Origin of the sequence: Streptosporangium sp. NPDC023825, from assembly GCF_040639575.1 — a bacterium.
In the GTDB taxonomy this organism is placed as follows: Bacteria; Actinomycetota; Actinomycetes; order Streptosporangiales; family Streptosporangiaceae; genus Streptosporangium.
Genome location: NZ_JBFAAE010000001.1, coordinates 355,798 through 377,123 on the forward strand (window position 1 = coordinate 355,798; position 21,326 = coordinate 377,123).

The following is a 21,326-nucleotide window of genomic DNA, read 5'->3' on the forward strand; positions in this document are numbered from 1 at the left end:
AGATCGCCCACGACGGAGGCGACCGCTCCGCGCCTGACAGAACTCCGACCCCGCGACGCGCCCTACGGCCGTGATCTTTCGTGGACCGCGACAGGACCCGGCTCCCGAGAGGCGGGCCTCGCAGGAGGCCCGAAGCCCCTCCGGCACGGATCGGCACTGTCCGTAACCTGGGAAACGACTCGATAACACCATCTTGACGCAGACGGAGCTTTGCCCCTTATATTTCAATATGAATTAAGCCTCGAAGTTGAGCGGTCACCACTCCTCGTGAGCGCTGACAAAGCGCGGGAAGGTGACTCGATGCGCAGAGAGCATCGGCTGGGCACCGGCTGTACGCTGCCCCGGTGCCCGGCCACCGATCGTCGTCCCGGCGCTGCTCGCCAGGCGACACATCCGCGTAACCACGCAAGGAGCGATCAAGGGATGACCCAGACCGACGACCGGACCGGCACCGGCCTGGCCCTGTTCCCGCCCGCTTTCCGCTGGGGGGTCGCCACCGCCGCCTACCAGATCGAGGGCGCCACCGCGGAGGACGGCCGCACCCCCTCCATCTGGGACACCTTCTCCAGGACGCCCGGCCGGGTACACCTCGGGCAGACCGGCGACGTCGCCTGTGACCACTACCACCGCTACGCCGAGGACGTGGCCCTCATGAGGGACCTCGGCGTCGACACCTACCGCTTCTCCATCTCCTGGCCCCGGGTCAAGCCCGACGGCACCGGGCCGGTGAACCCCCGCGGCCTCGACTTCTACGACCGGCTGGTGGACACCCTGCTGGCCGCCGGGATCGACCCGATGGCCACGCTGTACCACTGGGACCTGCCGCAGACCCTGGAGGACGGGGGCGGGTGGACCGTGCGGGACACCGCCCACCACTTCGCCGGGTACGCGGAGGCGGTGTACGACCGGCTCGGAGACCGGATCAAAACCTGGACCACCCTCAACGAGCCGTGGTGCTCGGCCTTCCTCGGGTACGGCACCCGCGACCAGGCTCCCGGCCGCGCCGAGCCGGCCTCGGCCTTCCTCGCTGCGCACCACCTGCTGCTCGGCCACGGCCTGGCGGCCCGTGCCCTGCGCGCGGCGGGCGCCGGGGAGGTCTCGGTCACGGTCAACCTCACCCCGGTGTCCCCCCGCGACCCGCAGGACCGGCACGACCTCGCGGCGGCCAGGCTCGTCGACGGCCTGCACAACCGGATCTTCCTCGACCCCATCGTGAACGGGCGCTACCCGGCCGACATGCTGGAGCACACGGCCCGCTTCACCGGCCTGGACCACATCCTCGACGGCGACGAGGAGCTCATCGGCGCCCCGATCGACTTCCTGGGGGTCAACTACTACGCGCCGACCTACGTCGCGGCGAGGGTCGGCACGCCCTCCTCCGACCGCTTCCCCGGCACCGAAGGCGTCGAGCACCCCGACCCCGGCCTGCCGGTGACCGCCATGGGCTGGCCCGTCGAGGCGGACGGCCTGCGCAGGCTCCTCGTGCGGCTGGCGCGGGACTACCCGTCCACCCCGCTGATGATCACCGAGAACGGTGCCGCCTACCCCGACTCCGCCGAGGACGGCAGGGTGGCCGACGCCGAGCGCGTCGACTACCTGCGCACCCACCTGCTCGCCGCCCACCAGGCGATCCAGGAGGGAGCCGACCTGCGCGGCTACCTGGCCTGGTCGCTGATGGACAACTTCGAGTGGGCCTACGGCTACGACAAGCGGTTCGGGCTGGTCCACGTCGACTACGACACCCAGACGCGCATCCCCAAGGACAGCGCCCTGTGGTACAGCGGGGTCATCGGCAGGAACGGGATCTGACCCGGGAATCCCCGACATCACCGAACGCGGATGCTCCCCGCCCCGGCAAGGGGGCGGGGAGCATCCGCGCCCGCCACCTCGTACGGCCGGTCACCGCGGCCGGCGCCGGGGCGGTCCCGAGGGGCCGCCCCTCCCACGTCACGCGGTGATCGCCAGCAGTTCCGGGTCCACCGGGTGGCGCAGCGGCCGGCCCGCCAGCGCCAGGAGCACCTCCTCCACCGCGTACGCCCCCAGCCTGGCCAGCTCGTTGCCCAGCGCCCCGGCGACGTGCGGGGTGAGGATGACGTTGGGCAGGTCCCACAGCACCGAGTCGGCGGGGACGACCTCGGGCTCGGTCACGTCGAGCACCGCCGACAGCCTGCCGGTGACCAGCTCGGCGACGAGCGCCCCGTGGTCCACCAGGGAGCCCCTGGCGGTGTTGACGAGCGTCGCGCCGTCGCGCATCGCGGCCAGGCGGGCCGCGGTGACCATCCCCGTCGTGGCGTCGGTGGCGGGGGCGTGCAGGGAGACGATGTCGGCGGCGGCGAACAGCTCGTCGACCCCGACCAGGCGGGCGCCGAGCGCCCGCGCGCCCCGGACGTCCAGGTACGGATCGGCGATCAGCACGTCCAGGTCGAAGGGGGCGAGCAGTTCCGCGACCCTCCGGCCGATCCTGGAGGCCCCGACCAGGCCGACCGTCCTGCCGTAGTTGCCGTAGTCCCCGTAGTCGCCGTGGTCGTCCCGCCCCTGGTACAGGCGAAGGTCCTCCCTCCTGTCCCGGTACTCGCGGGCGAGCGCCAGGACGGACTTGCCGGTGAGCAGGATCATCGCCACGGTGTACTCGGCGACCGGCAGGGCGTTGGCCGAGGCGGCCGAGCTGACCGGGATCCCCCGGGCGAACACGGCCCGGCCGACGTGGCCCTTGACGCTCCCCGCCGCGTGCACGACGGCCCGCAGGCGCGGCGCGTGCCGCAGCACGGGCTCGTCGATGAGCGGGCAGCCCCAGCCGGTGACCAGGACCTCCGCCCGCTCCAGGCGCGCCCGCGCCTCGTCGGTCCCGAAGTCGGTGAGCGGCGCCGCCAGGTCGGCCTCGGCGACCGCGCGGAGGCGGTCGGCGACGCCGGGGGGGAACAGACGGGCGGGCAGTCCCGGATACATCGCCGGCACCACCGACGGCGGGCCGGCGGTCACCGGCCGGCCCAGATCAGGCCCCGCCGGGTGAGCTCGTACACGGTGGGGTGCCGCAGGTCCTCCAGCCGGTGGCCGACGGCGGAGAAGAAGACCTTCCCCCTCCCCCACCGGCGGGTCCAGACGACGGGCATCGGGGTCTCCGGGGAGACGAACCGGGTGCTGGCGAGGACCTCGTTGTGGGCGTCGGTGAGCATCCAGTACTGCTCGGTCTCGACGGTGAAGTCGTCCAGCCCGGCGACGATCGGGTGGCCGGCGTGCGCGGGGTCGATGACGACGTCGTAGGTGAGGAAGTCCGCGGGGTGGTGCAGGAAGAGCCCGCCGACCATCCGCAGGTAGTCGTGGCTGCCGTCGAAGGTCGCCACCAGGCCGCCGTGCCAGCCGGCGAAGCCGGTGCCCGCGCGGACCGCGGACACCAGTCCCGCCTCCTGTTCCGCCGTCAGGACGCCGCCCGTCCAGCACTGCACGATCAGGTCGGTCCCGGCCAGCAGCGGCCCGTCGGCGTAGACCTCCAGGTCGTCGGCGACGGTCACCTCGAAGCCCGCGGCGGCCAGCTCGGGGACGAACAGCCCGGTCGCCTCGACGGGGACGTGTCCCTCCCAGCCGCCGCGGACGACCAGCGCCCTCCTCATCGCCGGCCGGCCGGGTCGCTCGCCCACTCGGGCAGGGTGAGCGGGGTGCGCTGGACCCCGATCCACTGGCGCCTGGTGAAGCCCGGCATCTGGTTCTCCGCCCCGTGACGGGCGTGCGCGTCGTTGACGTGGACCTCGCCCGCCCGCAGCCGCTCGGCCACGTCCATGCCGCGCATCAGGTCGGCGGTGAACACCGAGTCCATCATCATCGGGTGCCGGTTGGCCAGCTCGACGGCCTCGTCCTCGGAGTCCACCACCGTCACCGGGATGACCGGCCCGAAGATCTCCTCGGTGAACGCGGGCATGTCCGGGGTCACGTCGGCCAGCACGGTGGGGCGGTAGAACAGCCCGTGGTAGGTGCCGCCGGTGACCAGCCGGGCGCCCTTCGCGATCGAGGGCGCGACGATCCGCTCGTGCAGCCGGTCCCGCTGGCCCTCGCTGATCAGCGGCCCCAGGTCGGTGTCCGGCGACATCGGGTCGCCCAGGCGCAGCGCCTCGACCCGCCTGGTCACGGCCTCCAGGTAGCGGTCGGCGACCTCGCGCACGACGATGTGCCGGCTGGAGCTGATGCACGTCTGCCCCTGGAACTCCAGCGAGGCGATCATGGCGTGGGAGGCGGCCAGCTCGACGTCGGCGTCCTCCAGGACGATGAAGGCGTTGTCGCCGCCCAGCTCCAGGCGGATCGCGCGCAGGTCGGTGGCCGCGGAGGCCGCGACGAGCAGGCCGACCTCACGAGAGCCGGTGAAGTCCAGCAGGTCCAGCCCCCGGTGCTCGGCCAGTGCCCAGCCGGCCTCCGGACCGTCCCCGGTGACCACGTTGAACACCCCGGCGGGCAGCCCGACGGCCTCGGCGGCCTCGGCCAGCACGTGGCCGCCGATCAGCGGGGTCAGCTCGGCGGGCTTGAGCACGATGGTGTTGCCGAACGCCAGGCCGGGCGCGACCATCCGCATGGCGAGGTTCATCGGGTAGTTCCACGGCGTGATGACGCCGATCACGCCCAGCGGCACCGCGCGCGACAGCGAGAGCTTGCCCGCCTTGTACGGGGGCAGGATGTCCCCGGCGTTCTCGGTCGCCTGGACCGACGAGATGAGGAGCTGGCGGATGCTCGTGCCCACCTCGTCCTCGGCCTTGGCCCGCACCCCGCCCGTCTCGCGCACGCTCAGCTCGACCAGCTCCTCGTAGCGGCCCTGGAGGTGCTCGGCGAGGGCCCGCAGGTATCCGGCCCGCTCGGGCGCCGAGAGGGCCGCCCAGGCGGGCTGCGCGGCACGGGCGGCGGCGACGGCCCGGTCGACGTCGGCGGGACCTCCCAGCGCGTACGTGCCGATCCGCGCGCCGGTCGCCTTCTCGTGCACGGGGGCGGCGCCTCCCGAGGAGGCATCATGGAACGTCCCGTCGATGTACAACCTGCCCACAGCCATCCCCTAACTTCATCATCACTCTTAGTACAGAATGCAAAATAAGTGCTGAACGGAGGCGGCGTCAACAGTCCCGGGGACACCGTGAGGGCGGTCGCGGCGCCTCGTCCCCGAGGTCAGACGGGTGCGTGCCCGGCCGCCGCCGGGGTCGGGGGCGGGGGCGTGACGCGGCCCGCGGGGCGCACCGCGTGGCTGCGCAGCAGGAAGTCCTCGACGACCAGGGTGGCCGCGCCCAGGGCGACCGCCTCGGCTCCGAGCCTGCCCAGCTCGATCGACGCCTGCGAGAAGGGCAGGGGCAGGGCGTACCGGGCGGCGGCGGCGCGGATCTCGGGAAGGAACCTCCGCCCGAGGAGGGATCCGGCCCAGCCGCCGAGGATGATGCGCTCGGGGTTGAAGAGGTTGATCAGGTTGGCCAGCCCGGCCCCCAGGCAGCGGACGGCCTCGTCGAGCGCGGGCTGCGCCAGCGGGTCGGCGAGGAGTTCGGCGAAGACCCTCTCCTCGTCGTCACCCCCCAGGTCCCTTCCCGCGCCGGCCAGGATCGCCTCGGCGCCGATGTAGGCCTCCAGGCAGCCCTGGCCGCCGCAGCGGCAGGGGCGCCCGTCGAGGACGATCTTCGTGTGGCCCCACTCGCCCGCGCCGCTCGCCGTTCCCCGGTAGGTGACGCCGCCGTTGATGATGCTCGCCCCGGCTCCCGTACCGATGAAGGTCATGACCAGGTGCTGGGCGCCCTTGCCCGCGCCGAACCAGAGCTCGGCCTGGCCCGTCGTCTTGACGCCGTTGTCGGCGAAGACCGGGAGCGAGGTGCCCTCGCGGATGAGCGCGCCCAGGGGTACGCCGTCCCAGCCGAACGCGCGGGCGTGGATGAGCAGGTCGGAGCCCTGCTCGGCGACGCCGGGGACGCCGAGGCCCATGCCGAGCACCTCGGACTCGGTGACTCCGGCGTCGGACAGGACCGCCTGGAGACCGTCGAGGATGTGCCGGGCCACCACGGCCGGTTCGTGATGGCTGGGGTCGAGGGCGAACTCCTTCCTCGCCCGCTCCTCCATCGCCAGGTCGTACAGCTCCACGCGGACGCGCGTCTCCCCGACGCCCACCCCGACCACGTATCCGTACGAGGGATCGACCTTGAGCATGATCCGCGGTCGCCCGCCGTCGGAGTCGACGGAACCGGTCTCCACCACGATGCCGTCCGTGATGAGGTCGCCGATCACGTTGCTGACCGTGGCGGCGCTGAGCCCGGTGAGCTGGGCCAGGTCGTGCCTGCTCAGCTCGCCGGCGAAGTACAGCGTCCACAGGACCACGGACCGGTTGCCCTTGCGCACGTCACGAAGGGTCCCCCGCTGTGGACGGCTCATGCTTCTCCCCCGGGGAATTAATTTCAGGTGTTAGTACAACTACTCTAGTCACTGCCGGACCTGGCTTTTCTGCCACGCTCCCACCTGGCGGGGCACGGCCCGCCCGTATCGCGCGTGAGGAGAGTTTCCCAGGTCGCGCCGCGCGTCGCCATGCCCGGCGGCACCGTGAGGCCGGCGGGCGGGGAACCCCTGGTCTCCTGGGCCCCGACGGCTCCGGTTGTTAGGCTCGGCCACCAAGCAAGTGCTCACTCCAGAGCACGGGGACGGGCGAGGACGGGCGATGGCGGCAGACGGCGGGACCGAGGGTCGTGTGGGGACGTACGGGCACTGCGACCCACGCTTCTCGCGGGTACGGGAGGTGTTCGACGCGCACTTCGCCGGCGGCGAGGAGCTGGGCGCGGCGTTCGCGGTATTCCTGGACGGCGAGCCGGTCGTGGAGCTGTGGGGCGGGGTCGCCGACCGCCGCAGCGGGCGGGCCTGGGAGCGCGACACCCCCGTGCTGGCGTACTCGTGCACCAAGGCGATCACCGCGACGGTCGCGCAGCTGCTGGCCGAACGCGGCCTGCTCGACGTCACCGCCCCGGTCGCGGACGTCTGGCCGGAGTTCGCGCGGCGCGGCAAGGAGCGCGTCACCGTCGAGCATCTCCTCACCCACCAGGTGGGGCTGCCCGTGATCGAGGAGCAGGTCCCCGTCGAGGAGTTCGAGGACCAGGCCGCCATCGCGGACCGGCTGGCCGGGCAGGAGCCGATCTGGGAGCCGGGCACCGCGCACGGATACCACGCGCTGACGTACGGGTTCCTGGTCGGCGAGGTGGTCCGCAGGGTGTCGGGCAAGTCCGTGAGCGAGATCGTGGCCACCGAGATCTCCGGCCCCCTCGGCCTGGAGCTCTGGGTCGGCGCCCCGGACGACGTGGCGGCGCGGGCGGCCCGGCTGTCCGCCGGGGATCGCCCCGCTCCCCCCGCCGCCCCGCCCGCCGCCTCGCCCGTGGAACCCACGGCGCCAAAGCTGCCGGGACAGGGGCCGGGAGACCCGGTCTACGAGATGGCCAGGGCCTCGCTCGACAAGGACAGCCTGCTGAACCGGGCCCTGGGCAACCCGCCGATCCACCGGCTGCGGGGCGGCGCCAACCACCCGGTCGTGCTGCGCGCGGGCTGGCCCGCGATGGGCGCCGTCACCACCGCGCGGGGCCTGGCGGGTTTCTACCGCGACCTGGTGGCCGGGCGGATCCTGCGCCCGGAGACCCTGCGCGGCGCGACGCGCAGGAGGGTGAACGGCCCGGACAGGGTGCTGTTCCTCGACAGCTCCTTCGGCCTGGGCTACATGCGCCCGGCGCTGACCTTCCTCACCCCCGCGAGAGGCGCGGAGACCGCGTTCGGCCACACCGGAATGGGCGGGTCGCTGGGCCTCGGCGACGTCGAGCACGGCCTGGGCCTTGCGTACACGATGAACAGGATGGCGGGCGCCGCCTCGGGAAACCTGCGCGCCTACCGCCTGGCCGAGGCCGTCTACGAGTCGCTCCCCGGCGCCCACCCGGCCCGCTGACCCCCGCCGATCCCCGGCCTCCCCGGCCTCCCCGGCCCGCCGCCCGCCGCCCGCCGCCCGCCGCCCGCCGCCCGCCGCCCGGGCACGATCGGCTATCGAGCATGGCCCCAGCGTCACCCTTCGCGAAAGTTAACCAACCGTGACAACCAACCACAGGGGTGAGACCGTCGAACAAGTCGACGGCACTCGGAAGGGGACGGGATGGTTCCGGGATACCGCGAGGTTCGGGAACTCGGCGTCGGCGGAGGCGGGCGCGTGGTGCTGGCCACGTACGCCCCCACCGGCGCCTACGTGGCCATCAAATACCTCAACGCGACCCTCAAGGACGATCACCGCTTCCTGGCGCGCTTCCGCGCGGAGGCGCGCGTCATGGTGGAGCTGCAGGACCCGAACGTGGTCCAGCTCTACGAGTACTACGAGGACGTGCTCGAAGCCGCGATCGTGATGGAGCTGGTCGACGGGGTCGCGCTCAGGCGGATCCTGTCCGAGCACGGCAGCACGAGCCCGGAGGCGGCGCTGACCGTGCTCAAGGGCTCGCTGCTCGGCCTGGCCTTCGCGCACGCCGCCGGCGTCGTGCACCGCGACTACAAGCCGGAGAACGTGCTGATCCAGGCCGACGGGGGCAGCAAGCTGGCCGACTTCGGCATCGCCGCCCACGTCGGGGAGGCCGGGATGACCGCCGGCACCCCGGCCTACATGGCGCCCGAGCAGTGGGAGGGGGCGCCGGCGAGCGCGGCGACCGACGTCTACGCGGCCACATGCGTGTTCTTCGAGTGCCTCACCGGGCGCAGGCCCTACCTGGCCGACCACCGCCTCGTGCTGATGCACCGCCACCGGCACGAGGCGATCCCGGTGGAGGGGGTCCCCGGCTCGGTACGCGGACTGGTCACGCGGGGCATGGCCAAGAACCCGGCGAACCGGCCGCAGAGCGCGCGGGCGTTCCTGGAGGAGCTGGAGGCGGCGGCGCTGGCGGCGTACGGGCCGGAGTGGGAGCAGCGCGGGCGGCGGCACCTGGCCGAGCTCGCCACGCTGCTGGCACTGGCGTTCCCGCTGGCCAAGCCCGCGCCGAAGGCCGCCTCCTCGGTCGCCCAGACGGTACTCGGCCGGGTGGGGCGGGCGCGCCGCCCCCGGCTGGGCCCCAGGACCCTGGCCGGGCTGGGGGTGATCACCGTCGCGATGACCGCAGGTGTGATCGCGGCCAACCGGCCGCAGGACCGGCTCTCCGCCGACACGATCTTCACCCCGCCGCCCAGTTCCGCGATGATCGAGGAGACCCCCGCGCAGCGGCGGCGGAGCCAGGTGTCGGCGCCTCCCGACCCCTCCGCCGGGCCGGCCCGTCCCTCGGGAAGTACCGCCGCCAGAAGGCCCGGATCCTCCTCGAACGGCGTGAACCCCGGCCAGATCACCTCGCCCCCGTCACCGGTGCCCACCCGGACGAGGGTCTCCCCGCCCACCGCTCCTCCCTCGCCTCCCTCGCCGACCGGCTCGCAGCCGCCGCCCCCGATGCCCACACGCTCGCGAACCGCCGCCCCCACCCGCCCGCCCGCGCCCGTACCCACATCCACCCGATCGCCGGCACCGGAACCCACCGGAACGGGGGCACCGGGGCCCGTGCACACGGTCAGCGGCCTGAGGATCGTGGGAATCGACTCGCTCGGGACCACGATCGGCTTCCGGGCCTCCACCACGGGAAAGGTGGCGGTGACCGTCACCTTCGCCGAGGGGCCCGATCCCGACCGGCTCGGCCGGGCGGTCCCGCGCACCTCGGTGATCGGCGGGCTGAAGACCTACTCCCACACCGTCCCGCACGACTTCACCGTCCCCGCCTGCGAGCAGACCCTCTACCGCCGGGTCACGGTCTCCACCGTGCCCCGTTCCCCGGGCGGGGCGGTCAGCCTCACGGAGAGGGTCAGCGGCGAGACGTGCGCGCCGTCCACGGTCTCGATCACCTCCTTCGACGGCACCACGGTCGGCTTCCGGGTGAAGGCTCCCAGCACCTGGCCGGTGACCGTGCGGATCGGGTTCGTCCAGACGATCGGGGACACGCGGGAGACGTTGACCAGGAGCATGCGGGAGCTGGAGCTGTCCGGCGACACCGAATACGAGCGGGAGGTGACCGGGAGGTTCGCCGCCCTGCCCCGGTGCGGGGGGCACGCCACGCGGGTGGTGGTGCTCAACACCGACCCCACGGGCGACTTCCCCACCCGGAAAGTCCGGATCGACCTGCCCCCCTGCGCCCCCGGCCCGGGCACGAACCCGGACCCGGACCCGGGTCCGGAAACGACCCCGGAGACGGGCCCGGACACCGGACCGACCCCGGAGACAGGCCCGGACACGGGGCCGGCCCCGGACACGAGCACGGACCCGGGCCCGCGCGAACCCCGGGACTCGGAGAGCCCTCCCGGGAACGGGCCCGCCCTGGTGGACATCGACCTGGGCGGCCTCCTCGACGGCGTCCTGTGAGGTGATCGAGACCGCGCCTGCCCGGTGAGCGGCGACCACCACCGGACCGGACCCGCCTGCCGGCGGAACCCCCGGCCCGGGGCGGGCCACCGGTCCACGCCCCCGCCGGCGCCTGCCCGGGTCACGGGACCCGGGCCGGGGGACACGCGCGGGGAAACGGCCTGCACATAGTGTGGATTGTGCCGGCGGGATCCGGACATACGGCGATCCGCTTGCCGAAGCCGGCGTGAGGCACTGATGGATGAGGTGGCATCGGCCGCCCCGAAGCGGTGGCAGGCGACGGATCTGCCCCCCGAGGTGACCAGTTTCGTGGGGCGTCGGCACGAGATGGCCGAGGTCAAGCGCCTGCTGTCCGGGGCACGCGTGGTGACCCTCACCGGCCCCGGCGGGGTCGGCAAGACCCGGCTGGCCCTGCGCGTCGCCGCCGACGTCCAGCGGGCGTTTCCCGACGGGGTGTGGCTGGTCGAGCTCGCCGGGCTGGAGAACCCGGAGCTGCTCACCGATTCGGTGAACGAGGCCCTGGCGATCAGGGACGTCTCCCACCGGCCCCCCGTGGAGGTGCTCATCGACCACCTGCGGGAGAAGCGGGCTCTGCTGATCCTCGACAACTGCGAGCATCTCCTGCGGGCCTGCGCCGTACTGGCGGGAACCCTCGTCCGCGCGGCCCCCTCCCTGAGGATCCTCGCCACCGGCCGGCAGGCGCTGGGCATCTCCGGCGAGCAGACACTGGTCGTGCCCACCCTGCCGCTGCCGCCGCCACCGGGCTCCGGCGGCGGGCCGCCCGCGGAGCCGGCGGCCCGGTCGGAGGCGGTACGCCTGTTCACCGAACGGGCCACCGCCGTCCTGCCGGACTTCGCGCTCACCGAGGCCAACCGGTCCGCGGTGGAGGAGATCTGCCGCCGGCTGGACGGCATCCCGCTCGCGATCGAGCTGGCGGTCGTGCGGCTGCGCGCCCTGTCCCCCGAGGAACTGCTGGCCCGGCTGGACAACCGGTTCCGACTGCTCACCGGCGGCTCGCCCGCGACGCTGCCCCGCCAGCAGACGCTGCGCGCGCTGATCGACTGGAGCTACGCCCTGTGCACCGAGAAGGAGCGGCTGCTGTGGGAGCGCGTCTCGGTGTTCACCGACGGCCTGGACCTCGAGGCGGCCGAGGCGGTCTGCTCGGGGGACGGCATCGACCGCCAGGAGGTGGTCCACCTGGTGATCGGGCTCGTGGGCAAGTCGATCCTGATCCGGGAGGACCTTCCCTCGACGTCCGCGGTGACCCGCTACCGGCTGCTGGAGACGATCAGGCAGTACGGCAGGGAGAGGCTCGTGGCCTCGGGGCAGGAGAACGCCCTGCAGCGGCTGCACCGCGACCACTACCGGCGGCTGGCGGCGGAGGCGTACGCGGAGCGGTTCGGCCCGCGCCAGGTGTCCTGGCTGGGCAGGTTGAACCTCGACCACGCCAACCTGCGCACCGCGCTGGAGTACTGCTTCGGCGAGGCCGGGGAGACCTCCGCCGCTCTGGTCATGGCCACCGACCTGCTCTACCACTGGACCACGAGCCACTACCTCAGGGAGGGGCGCCACTGGCTGGACCTGAGCCTCCTGTGCGGTACCGGCTCCGACGAGGTCCGGGGCCGCGCGCTGTGGTCCAACAGCTGGCTGGCCGTCATCCAGGCCGACATCGTCTCCGCCACGACGATGCTGGAGGAGGCCAGGAAACTCGGCGGGCGTCCCGGGCAAGAGCCGATCCTGGCCTACGTCGCGCTCTACTCGGGGATGATCGCCATGTTCCGGGGGGACGTCGATCTCGCGATCAGCCTGTACGAGGAGGCGGTGACGCGCCACCGCGCCGACGACGACCCGGCGGGCCAGGCGCTGGCGCTCGTCCGGCTCTGCCTCGCCTACTCCTTCCGGGGCGACTGGCCGAGCGCCGTCTCCGCCGGCGAGAAGTGCATCGCGCTGTGCGACGCCCACGAGGAGGGCTGGCACCGGGCGTACGCGATGATGGCGCTCGGCGTCGGGGTCTGGTGCCAGGGCGACGCCCCGCGCGCCACGGAGCTGGAGAAGGAGAGCCTGAGGTTCAACCGCTCACTCGACGACCTTCTGGGCGTCGGCGTCAACGTGGAGGTGCTGGCCTGGATCGCCGCCGCGGACGGCGACCACCGGCGAGCGGCCAGGTTGCTGGGGGTGCTGGAGACGGCCTGGCAGGTGATCGGGGCACCGCTGTCCGGTTACGGGCACCTGACGCGCTACCACGACGAGTGCGAGGAGCGCACGCGCGAGGCTCTCGGAAAGCAGGCCTTCGACACCTTGGTCAGGCAGGGCTCGAAGATGCGGTGCGACGAGGCCTTCGCCTTCGCCCTCGAAGAGGAGGCGCCCCGCGGCGAGCCCTCCGGCGAGGCCGAGGAGCCGTCGCCGCTGACCCGCAGGGAGACGGAGATCGCCAAGCTCGTCGCCCAGGGGCTGAGCAACAAGGAGATCGCGGCCTCGCTGACGATCGCCCAGCGCACCGCGGAAGGTCACATCGAGCACATCATGACCAAGCTCGGCTTCCACTCCCGGGCCCAGATAGCCGTCTGGACCGGCGAGCGCATCCGGAACGCGAGCGGGAACCGCACGCCCGACGCCTGACGGGCAGGACGGAGACGGCGCTCAAGCTAGGACGCCGGAGCCGACGAGTGCGATGATCCCGTCGGCTCCGGCGCCCGGCTGGAACCGGGTCGGGGAACTCGGCTCCGGCCTTCGGAGGTGGTCTGTGGCGCCGGCCCTCGGAGGGCCGGGCGGGGGCCCGGGGCGGTGGTCCTGCGGCCCGTGGCCGGGGTTGTGCGATTCTGTGCGCCCGGGGCGGCGCGGCCGGGCTTTCACGGCCGGGGCCTCCGGGCGGTTCTCCGGGGCGGCGCGTGCGGCCGGTCTCGCGCGGCCGGTCTCGCGCGGCCGGCTCTCGGCGTGTACGACCGGCCCGGTGGCCGGCCGTCGCGGAGGCGGCGCGTCGATCGACCTCGCGCTCAGGCCTCGGGGGCGTTCGCGACGAGCTCGAACCAGACGGCCTTGCCGTCGGTCGTACGGGCACTGCCCCAGCAGCAGGACAGGAGCTCGAGCAGGTGCAGCCCTCGTCCCCGCTCCTCGTCGTCGCGTGCCCGGCACACGCGGGGCAGGCGGGAGTCCGGGTCCGCGTCCTCGACCTCGCAGCGCAGCAGGCCGTCCTGGAAGGAGAGGGCGAACCTGATGGTTCCTCGCGAGTGGCGCAGCGCGTTGGTCATCAGCTCGCTGACGAGCAGCTCGGCAACCGTACTGTGCTCCTCGTGCAGTCCCCAGTCCGCCAGGCAGGCGCGGGTCAGATGGCGTGCCTGGGGCACGGACGCCGACTCGGGTGCGAAGGAGCACGACGTCTCCAGGCCGTACGGCGTTGCGAGAAGAGCGTTCATGAGCGTTCACCTACGTGGTCGGCGGTTGCCTCGGCCGGACGTGGTTCGCACGCGCGTCCGCCGCCGGGGACCTCGGGCCGCCGCGGGGCCGTCCGCCCGCATGGCGTGTCCGGTCCCGATCCGGCGGGCACACGTGACGGGATCATGCCGCCTGCCCCAAGGAGACGCGGTGCAGAGGCATGCCGTGGACGGGAGTGCTGCGACCGTCAGGCAGGAGCGCTCCGGTGTCTTCGAAGACCACCACGCCGTTGCAGAGCAGGCCCCACCCCTGCTCGGGGTGGAAGGCCACGAGGGACGCGGCTTCGTGATCGGGTGCGCTTGCGACTGGGCAGCGCGGCTGGTGTTGACACATGGCTCGTACCTTTTAACCTTCGCTGGTTGCTGTTGAGCCTTTCCTGGTGTGACCAGCATCTCTCAGCGCCCATACGTGCATAGCGGGGTAAATACCTATATGTCTACCCATTTCGCCGAAAGGTAAAGAAACCGGACGCCGACGCAAAGAACGATCGGCAAGATCGAACGGGGCGGATACGGCGGTCCAGGCCCCGGTCGCGGCGATCCGGTAGATCTTTTTACCGGACGGTTTACCATCGGAGATCATCCGTAACCCTCCCTGACGTCGTCTTTTGGCCACATACGTGACATCGAGCGACTTGACGCTCCCTTTAGCCTGTCGTGACCTGTCCTTGGGGCCGGGTAACCTCCCTCGTCACGGAAGACAACTGGCCAGTGGTGCCGCCACACGCGTCCCTCCACACCCCCGGTGGGCTCGCGTGAACGCGCCGTCGCTCAACCTCGTCTCCCGGTGGCCAGGTCGCGAGGCGGAGCGACCATGCCCGCACGGCCGCCGGGGGTCCCCCGAAATCCTCAATGACACCTGAGATGCGCAAGTTCGTCGAGCTGCTGGAGAGCCAGCTCGGATACTCCGAGAAGAGTGGCGGCTACACCAAGTTCGGTGACTGGTACGGCAAGAACGTCGAGTTCGACGCCGACTACACCGCCGCCCCCTGGTGTGACATGTACCTGTCGTGGGCGGCGGAGAAGCTCGGCTACCAGGAGTGGATCGGCCAGTTCGCCTACACCGTCCACCACGCCCAGTGGTTCCGGCAGCAGGACGCCTGGAGCACCGTCCCCAAGCCGGGGGCCATCGTCTTCTTCGACTGGAGCGGCTCGAACAGGATCGACCACATCGACCACGTCGGGATCGTCACCGGGGTCGAGGGGGGCAGGATCCACACGATCGAGGGCAACATCGACGGCGGGATCGCCAAGCGCAAGGAGCGCGACACCGGCAAGGTCGTCGGCTACGGGTACCCGGAGAAGATCAAGGCCCGGCTGGACCGGGAGGCGACCGAGAAGCAGACACTCGTCAAGCCCGCCGACGCGGCCGGGGACAACGCGGTGGTGATCGGTCCAGGACTCGACCTGCTCGCCGTACTCCCCGCCCCCGTACCCGCGCGGGAGACCCGCGCGCCCGCCGGGCCGGGCAGGCCCGAGCCCGCCCCCAAGCACGCCGGGACGACCGGCAAGGCCGGGAAGGACGGCGGGGACGTCAAGGCCGCCGCCGGGAACGACGGCAGGACCGTGTCCGGGGGGAACCCCGCCCCGAGCGCCCCGCGGAGCGACCGGACGACCGCGAAGGCGCCGGCCAGGACCCAGGCACCGGCCTCCGCCGGCCGCACCTCGCCCGGCAAGCACGCCAAGGCCTCCACCGCCGGCACCAGCGCGCTCGCCGTCACGCCCACCGCCACCGTCCGCGACCTCGCCACGCCCGCCCCGGGGTTCGACACCCCCGCCGTACTCGCGCCGGTTCTGCTCGCCGCGGTCGCGATCCTCGCGCACGGCAAGGCCCGGCAGTCGAGGGTACGGCTCCTCGCGACCGCCTCGGGGCGTACCGCCCCGGCTCTCTCCCTCTCCCCCTCGCCCCGCAGGACCCCGGGCCGCCGCCGCGCCCCCGGCCGCCGCCGCATGCCCAGGAACGCCCCCGCACGCGACCTCTCGTACGCACCGCCCCCGGCCCGCGACCTCGTGGAGAGCCTTGTCTCCCCCGAAGCCGAGAACCTCTTCACCGCACCCCACAGGCCCGGCTCCCACACCCCCGCGAACGCGCCCGCCCCGGCCCGGGGGTCCGTCACCTCTCGGGAACCCGTTCCCGAGAGCACGTTCGCCCCGGCCTCGAGCACCGTGTTCCCCTCGGTCACGACCTCCGTCGCCCACGTCGAGGAGCCCCGCGTGCCGGACCGTCGCGACGACCGCCCCCGCGCCCCCTACCGGGGCAGGCGTCGCCTGCACGAGCATGCCGTGGTGGAGTCGTCGACCTTGGTCCAGGACTCCCCGCCGCGCGGCCGCCGCCACCGCCGGGCCGACCCGATGGTCACCACCGCCATCCCGGTCGTCCCCGCCCGTTCCGCCCGTCCTGTCCGTCCCACCGCGTCCGCCCGCTTCGCCCCGGCCGCCCGCCCGGTCACCGAGCCCAGAGCCGCCGCTCCCATCCCAGCGGCCCGGACAGGTCAGGGCGATCCGGCCGGTCCGGCCATCACGGCCCGCTCTGCCGCGCCGCCCACCGAGCCGGGCGACATCCTGGTTCACAGCGGCTACCGGGGACGCCGCCGGGCGGAGGCGCTGGTCTAGCCGTCCTCGACCTCTGTGGTCAGTACAGCCGGCCCCTTCCGGGAAGCCGTCCCGGCCTCGTCGGGGCGAGCCCGCTCAGCGCCGCTCGGGCGGGCGCCCCATGGTGCGGCGCAGTTGCTCCAGCTCCGCCTCCAGCCCGGCGATCCGGGTGTTGGCCCCCGGGCCCCCCGAACCCCCCGGGCCTCCCGGCCCACCCGGACTCCCGGGACCCCCCGGGCCCCGCTGGGGCTGCGGCGGGCCGTAGGGCGAGTGCGGGTGGACTGCCCGGGTGTCCTCGGACGCGGCCGGGAGCGGGTAGGGCGCCCGCTGCCGGTGGTGCTGCGGCGCACCGTACGGCTCCTGCTGCCCGTAGGGCGGCCGGCCGTACTGGCCCGAGTAAGCCTGCGCCGGGTGGCCGGGCTGCGCACCGTACGGAACGGGCGGGAACGAGGCCGGCCCATTGGCGCGGCGCCTGCCCCGGGCGACCGAGGCGAGCGTACCGATCACGAACAGGGTGATCAGGCCACCGCCGCCCCACAGCAGCCACGGCAGGATCGGCGTGCCGCTCTCGTCCTTGCCGGCGGTGATGGCCTGCTGGGAGTCGCTGACGTACTTGGCGACGTACGGGTGGTTCGGCTGCAGCGCCTGCGTCTCGCGGAACTTGGGCAGCGCGTCGGAGTACCGGTTCTGGAAGAACAGGTCGAGCGCCTCGTTGTAGGCCTTCGTCGTCGACGACTCGGCCGGCTTGATGTTCTTCTCGTTCAGCTTCTCCTTGACGATGCTGACCGGCAGCACGAAGCTCTCACCCTCGGTGGAGCCGCCGTCCTGCTGGATCAGGCCGCCGACGAGGATGCCGATGACCCTGCCGTCCTTGCTGAACACCGGACCGCCCGAGTTGCCCGGGTAGGAGGGCGCCTGGGTCTGGATGTACGGCACCCCCTCGGGGGTCTGGCGGGCGGCGTTGTAGGGGCCCTCGGTGAACGCCGGATCGAGCTTGGACTCCAGGTTGAAGATCGAGGTCTGCGTCACCGTACCGGGGAATCCGCTGATGTAGAGGGTGTCGCCGACGCGCACGTCGGAGTCCTCGCCCAGCGGCACGGTCGGCAGGTTGCTCTGCCCGTTGGCCTTGAGGATCGCGACGTCCTTGCCCGGGTAGACGGTGCCCTTGGCGACCAGCTCGATCGGCACCGTCTTGGTGGTCTTGTCGACACCGCCGCCCGGCAGGCTCTGCAACAGCGAGAGCGAGCTCTTGACGTTGCGGATCTTGATGTTGTCCGCGTTCCAGACCTGGAAGATCTTCGTCGCCGTCCTGAGGATCTCCTCGTCGGAGGCGATCTCACCGAGGTCGGCCACCAGGTCGGCGGCGTCCTTCTCGTTGATCTTCGTGAGGGCCTGGGCCGCGAAGGTCCGCGCCAGCTCGGTCTCCTCCTGGCCGACGCAGTGCGCCGCGGTGACCATGTAACCGTCCGGCGTGACCCACCAGCCGGTGCACAGCCCGCCCGCCGTCGCCTCGACGACCCGTTCCCGCCCGCCGGGCGAGAAGTAACGGCCCGGATCCTTGGCCATCTGCTGGACGACCCAGCGGTAGATGCTGTTCTCGTCGGAGGAGATCTTGCCGCTCTGCACGGCGTCGACCCCCTGCTGGGTCAGGGTCCTGATCGCCTCCAGGTTCGCCTCGGGCGTCGGCACGGCCACGTCGGCCGTGTAGGACACCGAGGTCAGCTGGACGGCCGGATGCGTCCTGGCCGCCAGCCACGTCCCGACGGGGACGTCGACCTCCTTCGGCTTCGCCGCCGCGGTGCCCGGCAGGGCCAGCGTGCTCGCCAGCACCAGGCCCGCGACGGCGCTGATTCTTCCCCACATCTTCGCACTCTCCCCAAACTCGCTTCCCGGGCGAGAGCATGGCGGAGGCCGCTTGGGGAGGACTTGGAAGCGACTGGGACACCGACGGCGTTCCCGGCGGCACGGGGCGGAGGCCCGCTCCCGTCAGCCGCGGCCGGCGCCGACGAGTTCCCTGCGCGGCCCCTCCGGCCTCTCCGGCCCCTTCCTCTCCTCGTCCTCCTCGTGGCCCTCGACGGAGAGGTCGGGCAGGATGCGGTCCAGCCAGGCGGGGCACCACCAGTTGGCCCTGCCGAGCAGGGCCATGGTCGCCGGGACCAACAGGCCCCGGATGATCGTGGCGTCCACCGCGATGGCCACCGCCAGGCCGACACCGAAGATCTTGACCATGGGGTCGGGGTAGGCGACGAACGCGACGAAGACCGCGACCATGATCAGGGCGGCGGAGGTGATGACCCTGCCGGTCGACCCCAGCCCCTCGGCCACCGCCCTGCGGTTGTCGCCGTGCTTCATGTACGCCTGCCGCACGGCGGTGAGCAGGAAGACCTCGTAGTCCATCGACAGGCCGAACAGGATCGCGAACAGCATCAGCGGGATGTAACTGTCGATCGGCACCGTGAAGAACACCGTGCTCAGATAGGAGCCGTCCGCGCTGACCGGCGTGTCCATGCCGACCAGGCGGCTGCCCAGTCCCAGGGAGAAGACCAGCGAGAGCGCGCCGAACGCGGCACCGAGGGAGACCAGGTTCATCAGCGCGGCCTTGATCGCGACGACCGGCGAGCGGAACGCCAGGAGCAGCAGCAGCGCGCTCAGCAGGACCACGACGCCGACGACCAGGGGCGTGCGTCCGGAGATCCTGTCACCGGCGTCGGCCATGCCGGCGACCTGCCCGCCCACGTGCACCTGGGCTCCCTCGACGTCGAGCGCGCGCACCGCCTTGACCACCTCGAGCGCCCGGGGGTCGCCGGGGGCGTAGGCGGGGATCGCCTGCACCAGCGCCGCCGTACCGCCCCTGTTGAGGACCGGGTCGCCGACGTGGACCACTCCCTCGACGTCCGCGACGCGCTCCTTCAGGTTGCCCAGGACGGCCGGGGCCGGCTCCCGGTCGACGACCCTGGTGTCCAGGTCCGCCACCACGACGAGCGGGCCGTTCATGCCGGGCCCGAACCCGGCCTGCAGGAGCTCGTACGAGCGCCGCGTGTCGGTGCCGCGGTCGGCGTAGCCGTTGTCGAGCGTACCCAGCTTGAGGGCGAGCGCGGGCGCGGCCAGCGCGCCCAGGAGGGCGACGCTGAGCGCGAGCACGCTCCACGGCCGCCGGGCCACCCAGTTGCCCAGCGAGGCCCAGCCGGAGGAGCCGTGGCTGCCCCGCCGCCCCGTGAACGGCAGGCGCAGCGCGTTGACCCGGTGGCCGAGCAGGCCGAGCAGCGCGGGGACCAGCGTGACCGAGGTGACCACCGCGCAGACGACCGAGATGCCGGTGATCCAGCCGAGCGTCTGCAGCAGGGGGAAGCCGGCGAGCATGAGCGCGCTGAGCGCGATGATCACGGTGCCGCCGGCGAACACCACCGCGCCGCCGGAGCCGGCGGCCGTCCGGCGGACCGCCTCGGGGACCGGCAGGCCGTCGGCGAGCAGCTTGCGGTGCCTGCTGAGCAGGAAGAGCGCGTAGTCGATGCCGACGCCGAGGCCGATCATCGTCGCCATGATCGACGCCTGCTTGGGCACGTCCACGATGTGGCCGAGCAGGCTCACCACGCCGAGCCCGGTCGCGATGCTGATCAACGCGGTGAAGATCGGGATCATCGCGGCGACCAGGGTGCCGAACGCGAGCAGCAGCACCAGCAGCGCGCAGACCACACCGATGATCTCGCTGGTCCCGGTCTTGATCTCCTTGTCCGCCGGGCTGCCCGAGGACGCGGGGACCGCCTCGATGCCCGCCGCCCGTGCGGGTTCGGCCGCCGCGGAGAGGAGCTTGGTGGTCTCGGCCAGCTTGGCGGTGTCGTTCCCCTCCAGCTTGATCGCGATGATGCCGATCTCCAGGCTGGGTGCGAGACCGCCGACCTGGTAGGGGGACTTCACCTCCTTCACGTGCGGCACGTCGCGGATCCGGTCCACGGCGCGCTCCACCGCGCGCTTCCTGTCCTCGGAGATGAGGGGGCCGTCGGGCGAGTAGAGAACGATCTGGGCCGAGCTCCCCACCCCGTACCCGGGACCGAAGCCGTCCTTCATCAGGTCGACGGCCCGCTGTGCGTCGGTGCCGGGAATGCTGACGTCGTTGCTGACCGGGCCGGGGAAGAACACCGATCCCGCCGTCAGCAGCGCCGCCGCGACCACCCACAGGGCCAGGACGGCCTTGCCGTGCCTCGCGCACCAGCTTCCCAGCCGCCCCAGCAAACCAGACATCGGTGACCGCCCCGCTTTGAGTGTCAAACGTCCTGAAAAGCCGTACTGTACGCTCGTACAGAACCTACGGTAAAAGAGTAGGGGGACAAATCCGGAAATGCTCTAGGTGACGTGGGACTGAGACGATGACCACACTCGAGCACGGGCACGACACGCGTGAGCGGATCCTCGACGCCGCCCGCCAGCTGTTCGCCGAACGCGGCTACGCGGCGACCTCGCTCGCCGACATCGCCTCCGCCGTCGGCCTGACGAAGACGGCCGTCGCCTACCACTTCCATCCCAAGGACCGCCTGGCCACGGAGCTCATCGCCCCCGCCGGCCAGGACATCGTGGCCCTGATCGAAGACGACTTCGCCGACGACCGCGCCTTCGCCGAGGCCCTGGTGACCTTCACGGTCAGGCACCGGGCGATCATCCGGCTGATCATGGAGGACATCAGCGGCGCCGACGACGCGCCCCCCGGCTCCCCCGGCGAGGCCATCCGCGCCTTCCGCGACGCGATCTACCGCCGCCTGGCCGGGCCCGACCCGGACCCCGCCCGCCGGATCTGGGCCTGGGCCGTCCTCGGCTCGCTCCAGTCGGTGGTCAAGACGATCGATCTTCCCGAGGAAGAGGTCAGGAAGACCCTCCTGGCCATGGTGCTGGCCTCCCTCTGAAGCATCCCTTCCCGGGCTATCGGC

At 72.5% G+C, this 21,326-nt stretch carries 14 protein-coding genes; 6 read left to right on the forward strand and 8 right to left on the reverse strand.

What is annotated here, in order from left to right; all coding sequences use genetic code 11:
* Nucleotides 1–423 precede the first annotated feature (423 nt).
* On the forward strand, nt 424–1,809 hold the full coding sequence (locus AB0G15_RS01555; protein ID WP_362834432.1) for a GH1 family beta-glucosidase: 1,386 nt from the start codon (nt 424–426) through the stop codon (nt 1,807–1,809).
* A 138-nt stretch (nt 1,810–1,947) separates the two neighbouring features.
* Here the strand turns inward: AB0G15_RS01555 and AB0G15_RS01560 are convergent, their stop codons facing one another.
* The 4 genes from AB0G15_RS01560 to AB0G15_RS01575 form a co-directional block, all read right to left on the reverse strand.
* Nucleotides 1,948–2,946: a hydroxyacid dehydrogenase gene (locus tag AB0G15_RS01560; protein ID WP_362834433.1), complete on the reverse strand. Its 999-nt coding sequence runs from the start codon at nt 2,944–2,946 to the stop codon at nt 1,948–1,950.
* Nucleotides 2,947–2,975: 29 nt separating this feature from the next.
* Nucleotides 2,976–3,635, reverse strand: coding sequence for a ThuA domain-containing protein (locus AB0G15_RS01565; protein WP_362834434.1), 660 nt, complete (start codon nt 3,633–3,635; stop codon nt 2,976–2,978).
* Nucleotides 3,605–5,020 carry an aldehyde dehydrogenase family protein gene (locus AB0G15_RS01570; RefSeq protein ID WP_362834435.1) on the reverse strand — a complete coding sequence of 472 codons (1,416 nt, stop codon included), beginning with the start codon at nt 5,018–5,020 and terminating at the stop codon, nt 3,605–3,607. Before AB0G15_RS01570 ends, AB0G15_RS01565 begins: the two co-directional genes overlap by 31 nt.
* Nucleotides 5,021–5,139: 119 nt before the next feature.
* Nucleotides 5,140–6,378 carry an ROK family transcriptional regulator gene (locus AB0G15_RS01575; protein ID WP_362834436.1) on the reverse strand — a complete coding sequence of 413 codons (1,239 nt, stop codon included), beginning with the start codon at nt 6,376–6,378 and terminating at the stop codon, nt 5,140–5,142.
* Between the two features lie 280 nt (nt 6,379–6,658).
* Between AB0G15_RS01575 and AB0G15_RS01580 the strand changes: the two genes are divergently transcribed.
* The 3 genes from AB0G15_RS01580 (at nt 6,659) to AB0G15_RS01590 (ending at nt 13,003) form a co-directional block, all read left to right on the forward strand.
* Nucleotides 6,659–7,921, forward strand: coding sequence for a serine hydrolase domain-containing protein (locus AB0G15_RS01580; protein ID WP_362834437.1), 1,263 nt, complete (start codon nt 6,659–6,661; stop codon nt 7,919–7,921).
* A 201-nt stretch (nt 7,922–8,122) separates the two neighbouring features.
* A complete protein-coding gene (locus AB0G15_RS01585) occupies nt 8,123–10,384 on the forward strand; it encodes a protein kinase (RefSeq protein WP_362834438.1) in 2,262 nt (753 codons plus the stop codon).
* Nucleotides 10,385–10,621: 237 nt separating this feature from the next.
* Nucleotides 10,622–13,003 (forward strand): LuxR C-terminal-related transcriptional regulator, encoded by a 2,382-nt coding sequence (locus AB0G15_RS01590; protein WP_362834439.1) that lies wholly within the window; start codon nt 10,622–10,624, stop codon nt 13,001–13,003.
* A gap of 374 nt (nt 13,004–13,377) precedes the next feature.
* On the opposite strand, the gene AB0G15_RS01595 is transcribed toward AB0G15_RS01590, so the two are convergent.
* Nucleotides 13,378–13,797 carry an ATP-binding protein gene (locus AB0G15_RS01595; RefSeq protein WP_362834440.1) on the reverse strand — a complete coding sequence of 140 codons (420 nt, stop codon included), beginning with the start codon at nt 13,795–13,797 and terminating at the stop codon, nt 13,378–13,380.
* Nucleotides 13,798–13,939: 142 nt separating this feature from the next.
* Nucleotides 13,940–14,149 (reverse strand): DUF5999 family protein, encoded by a 210-nt coding sequence (locus tag AB0G15_RS01600; RefSeq protein ID WP_362834441.1) that lies wholly within the window; start codon nt 14,147–14,149, stop codon nt 13,940–13,942.
* A 530-nt stretch (nt 14,150–14,679) separates the two neighbouring features.
* On the opposite strand from AB0G15_RS01600, the gene AB0G15_RS01605 reads away from it, so the two are divergent.
* Nucleotides 14,680–16,428: a CHAP domain-containing protein gene (locus tag AB0G15_RS01605; RefSeq protein WP_362834442.1), complete on the forward strand. Its 1,749-nt coding sequence runs from the start codon at nt 14,680–14,682 to the stop codon at nt 16,426–16,428.
* A 75-nt stretch (nt 16,429–16,503) separates the two neighbouring features.
* On the opposite strand, the gene AB0G15_RS01610 is transcribed toward AB0G15_RS01605, so the two are convergent.
* Both AB0G15_RS01610 and AB0G15_RS01615 read right to left on the reverse strand, forming a co-directional pair.
* Nucleotides 16,504–18,270 (reverse strand): serine protease, encoded by a 1,767-nt coding sequence (locus AB0G15_RS01610; protein WP_362834443.1) that lies wholly within the window; start codon nt 18,268–18,270, stop codon nt 16,504–16,506.
* Nucleotides 18,271–18,393: 123 nt separating this feature from the next.
* Nucleotides 18,394–20,646, reverse strand: a complete 2,253-nt coding sequence (locus AB0G15_RS01615; RefSeq protein WP_362834444.1) for an MMPL family transporter — start codon at nt 20,644–20,646, stop codon at nt 18,394–18,396.
* A gap of 125 nt (nt 20,647–20,771) precedes the next feature.
* Here AB0G15_RS01615 and AB0G15_RS01620 point away from each other — a divergent pair, with 125 nt between their 5' ends.
* The gene (locus AB0G15_RS01620; RefSeq protein ID WP_362834445.1) at nt 20,772–21,302 is read left to right on the forward strand and encodes a TetR family transcriptional regulator; all 531 of its coding nucleotides are present in this window, start codon (nt 20,772–20,774) and stop codon (nt 21,300–21,302) included.
* Nucleotides 21,303–21,326: the final 24 nt, after the last annotated feature.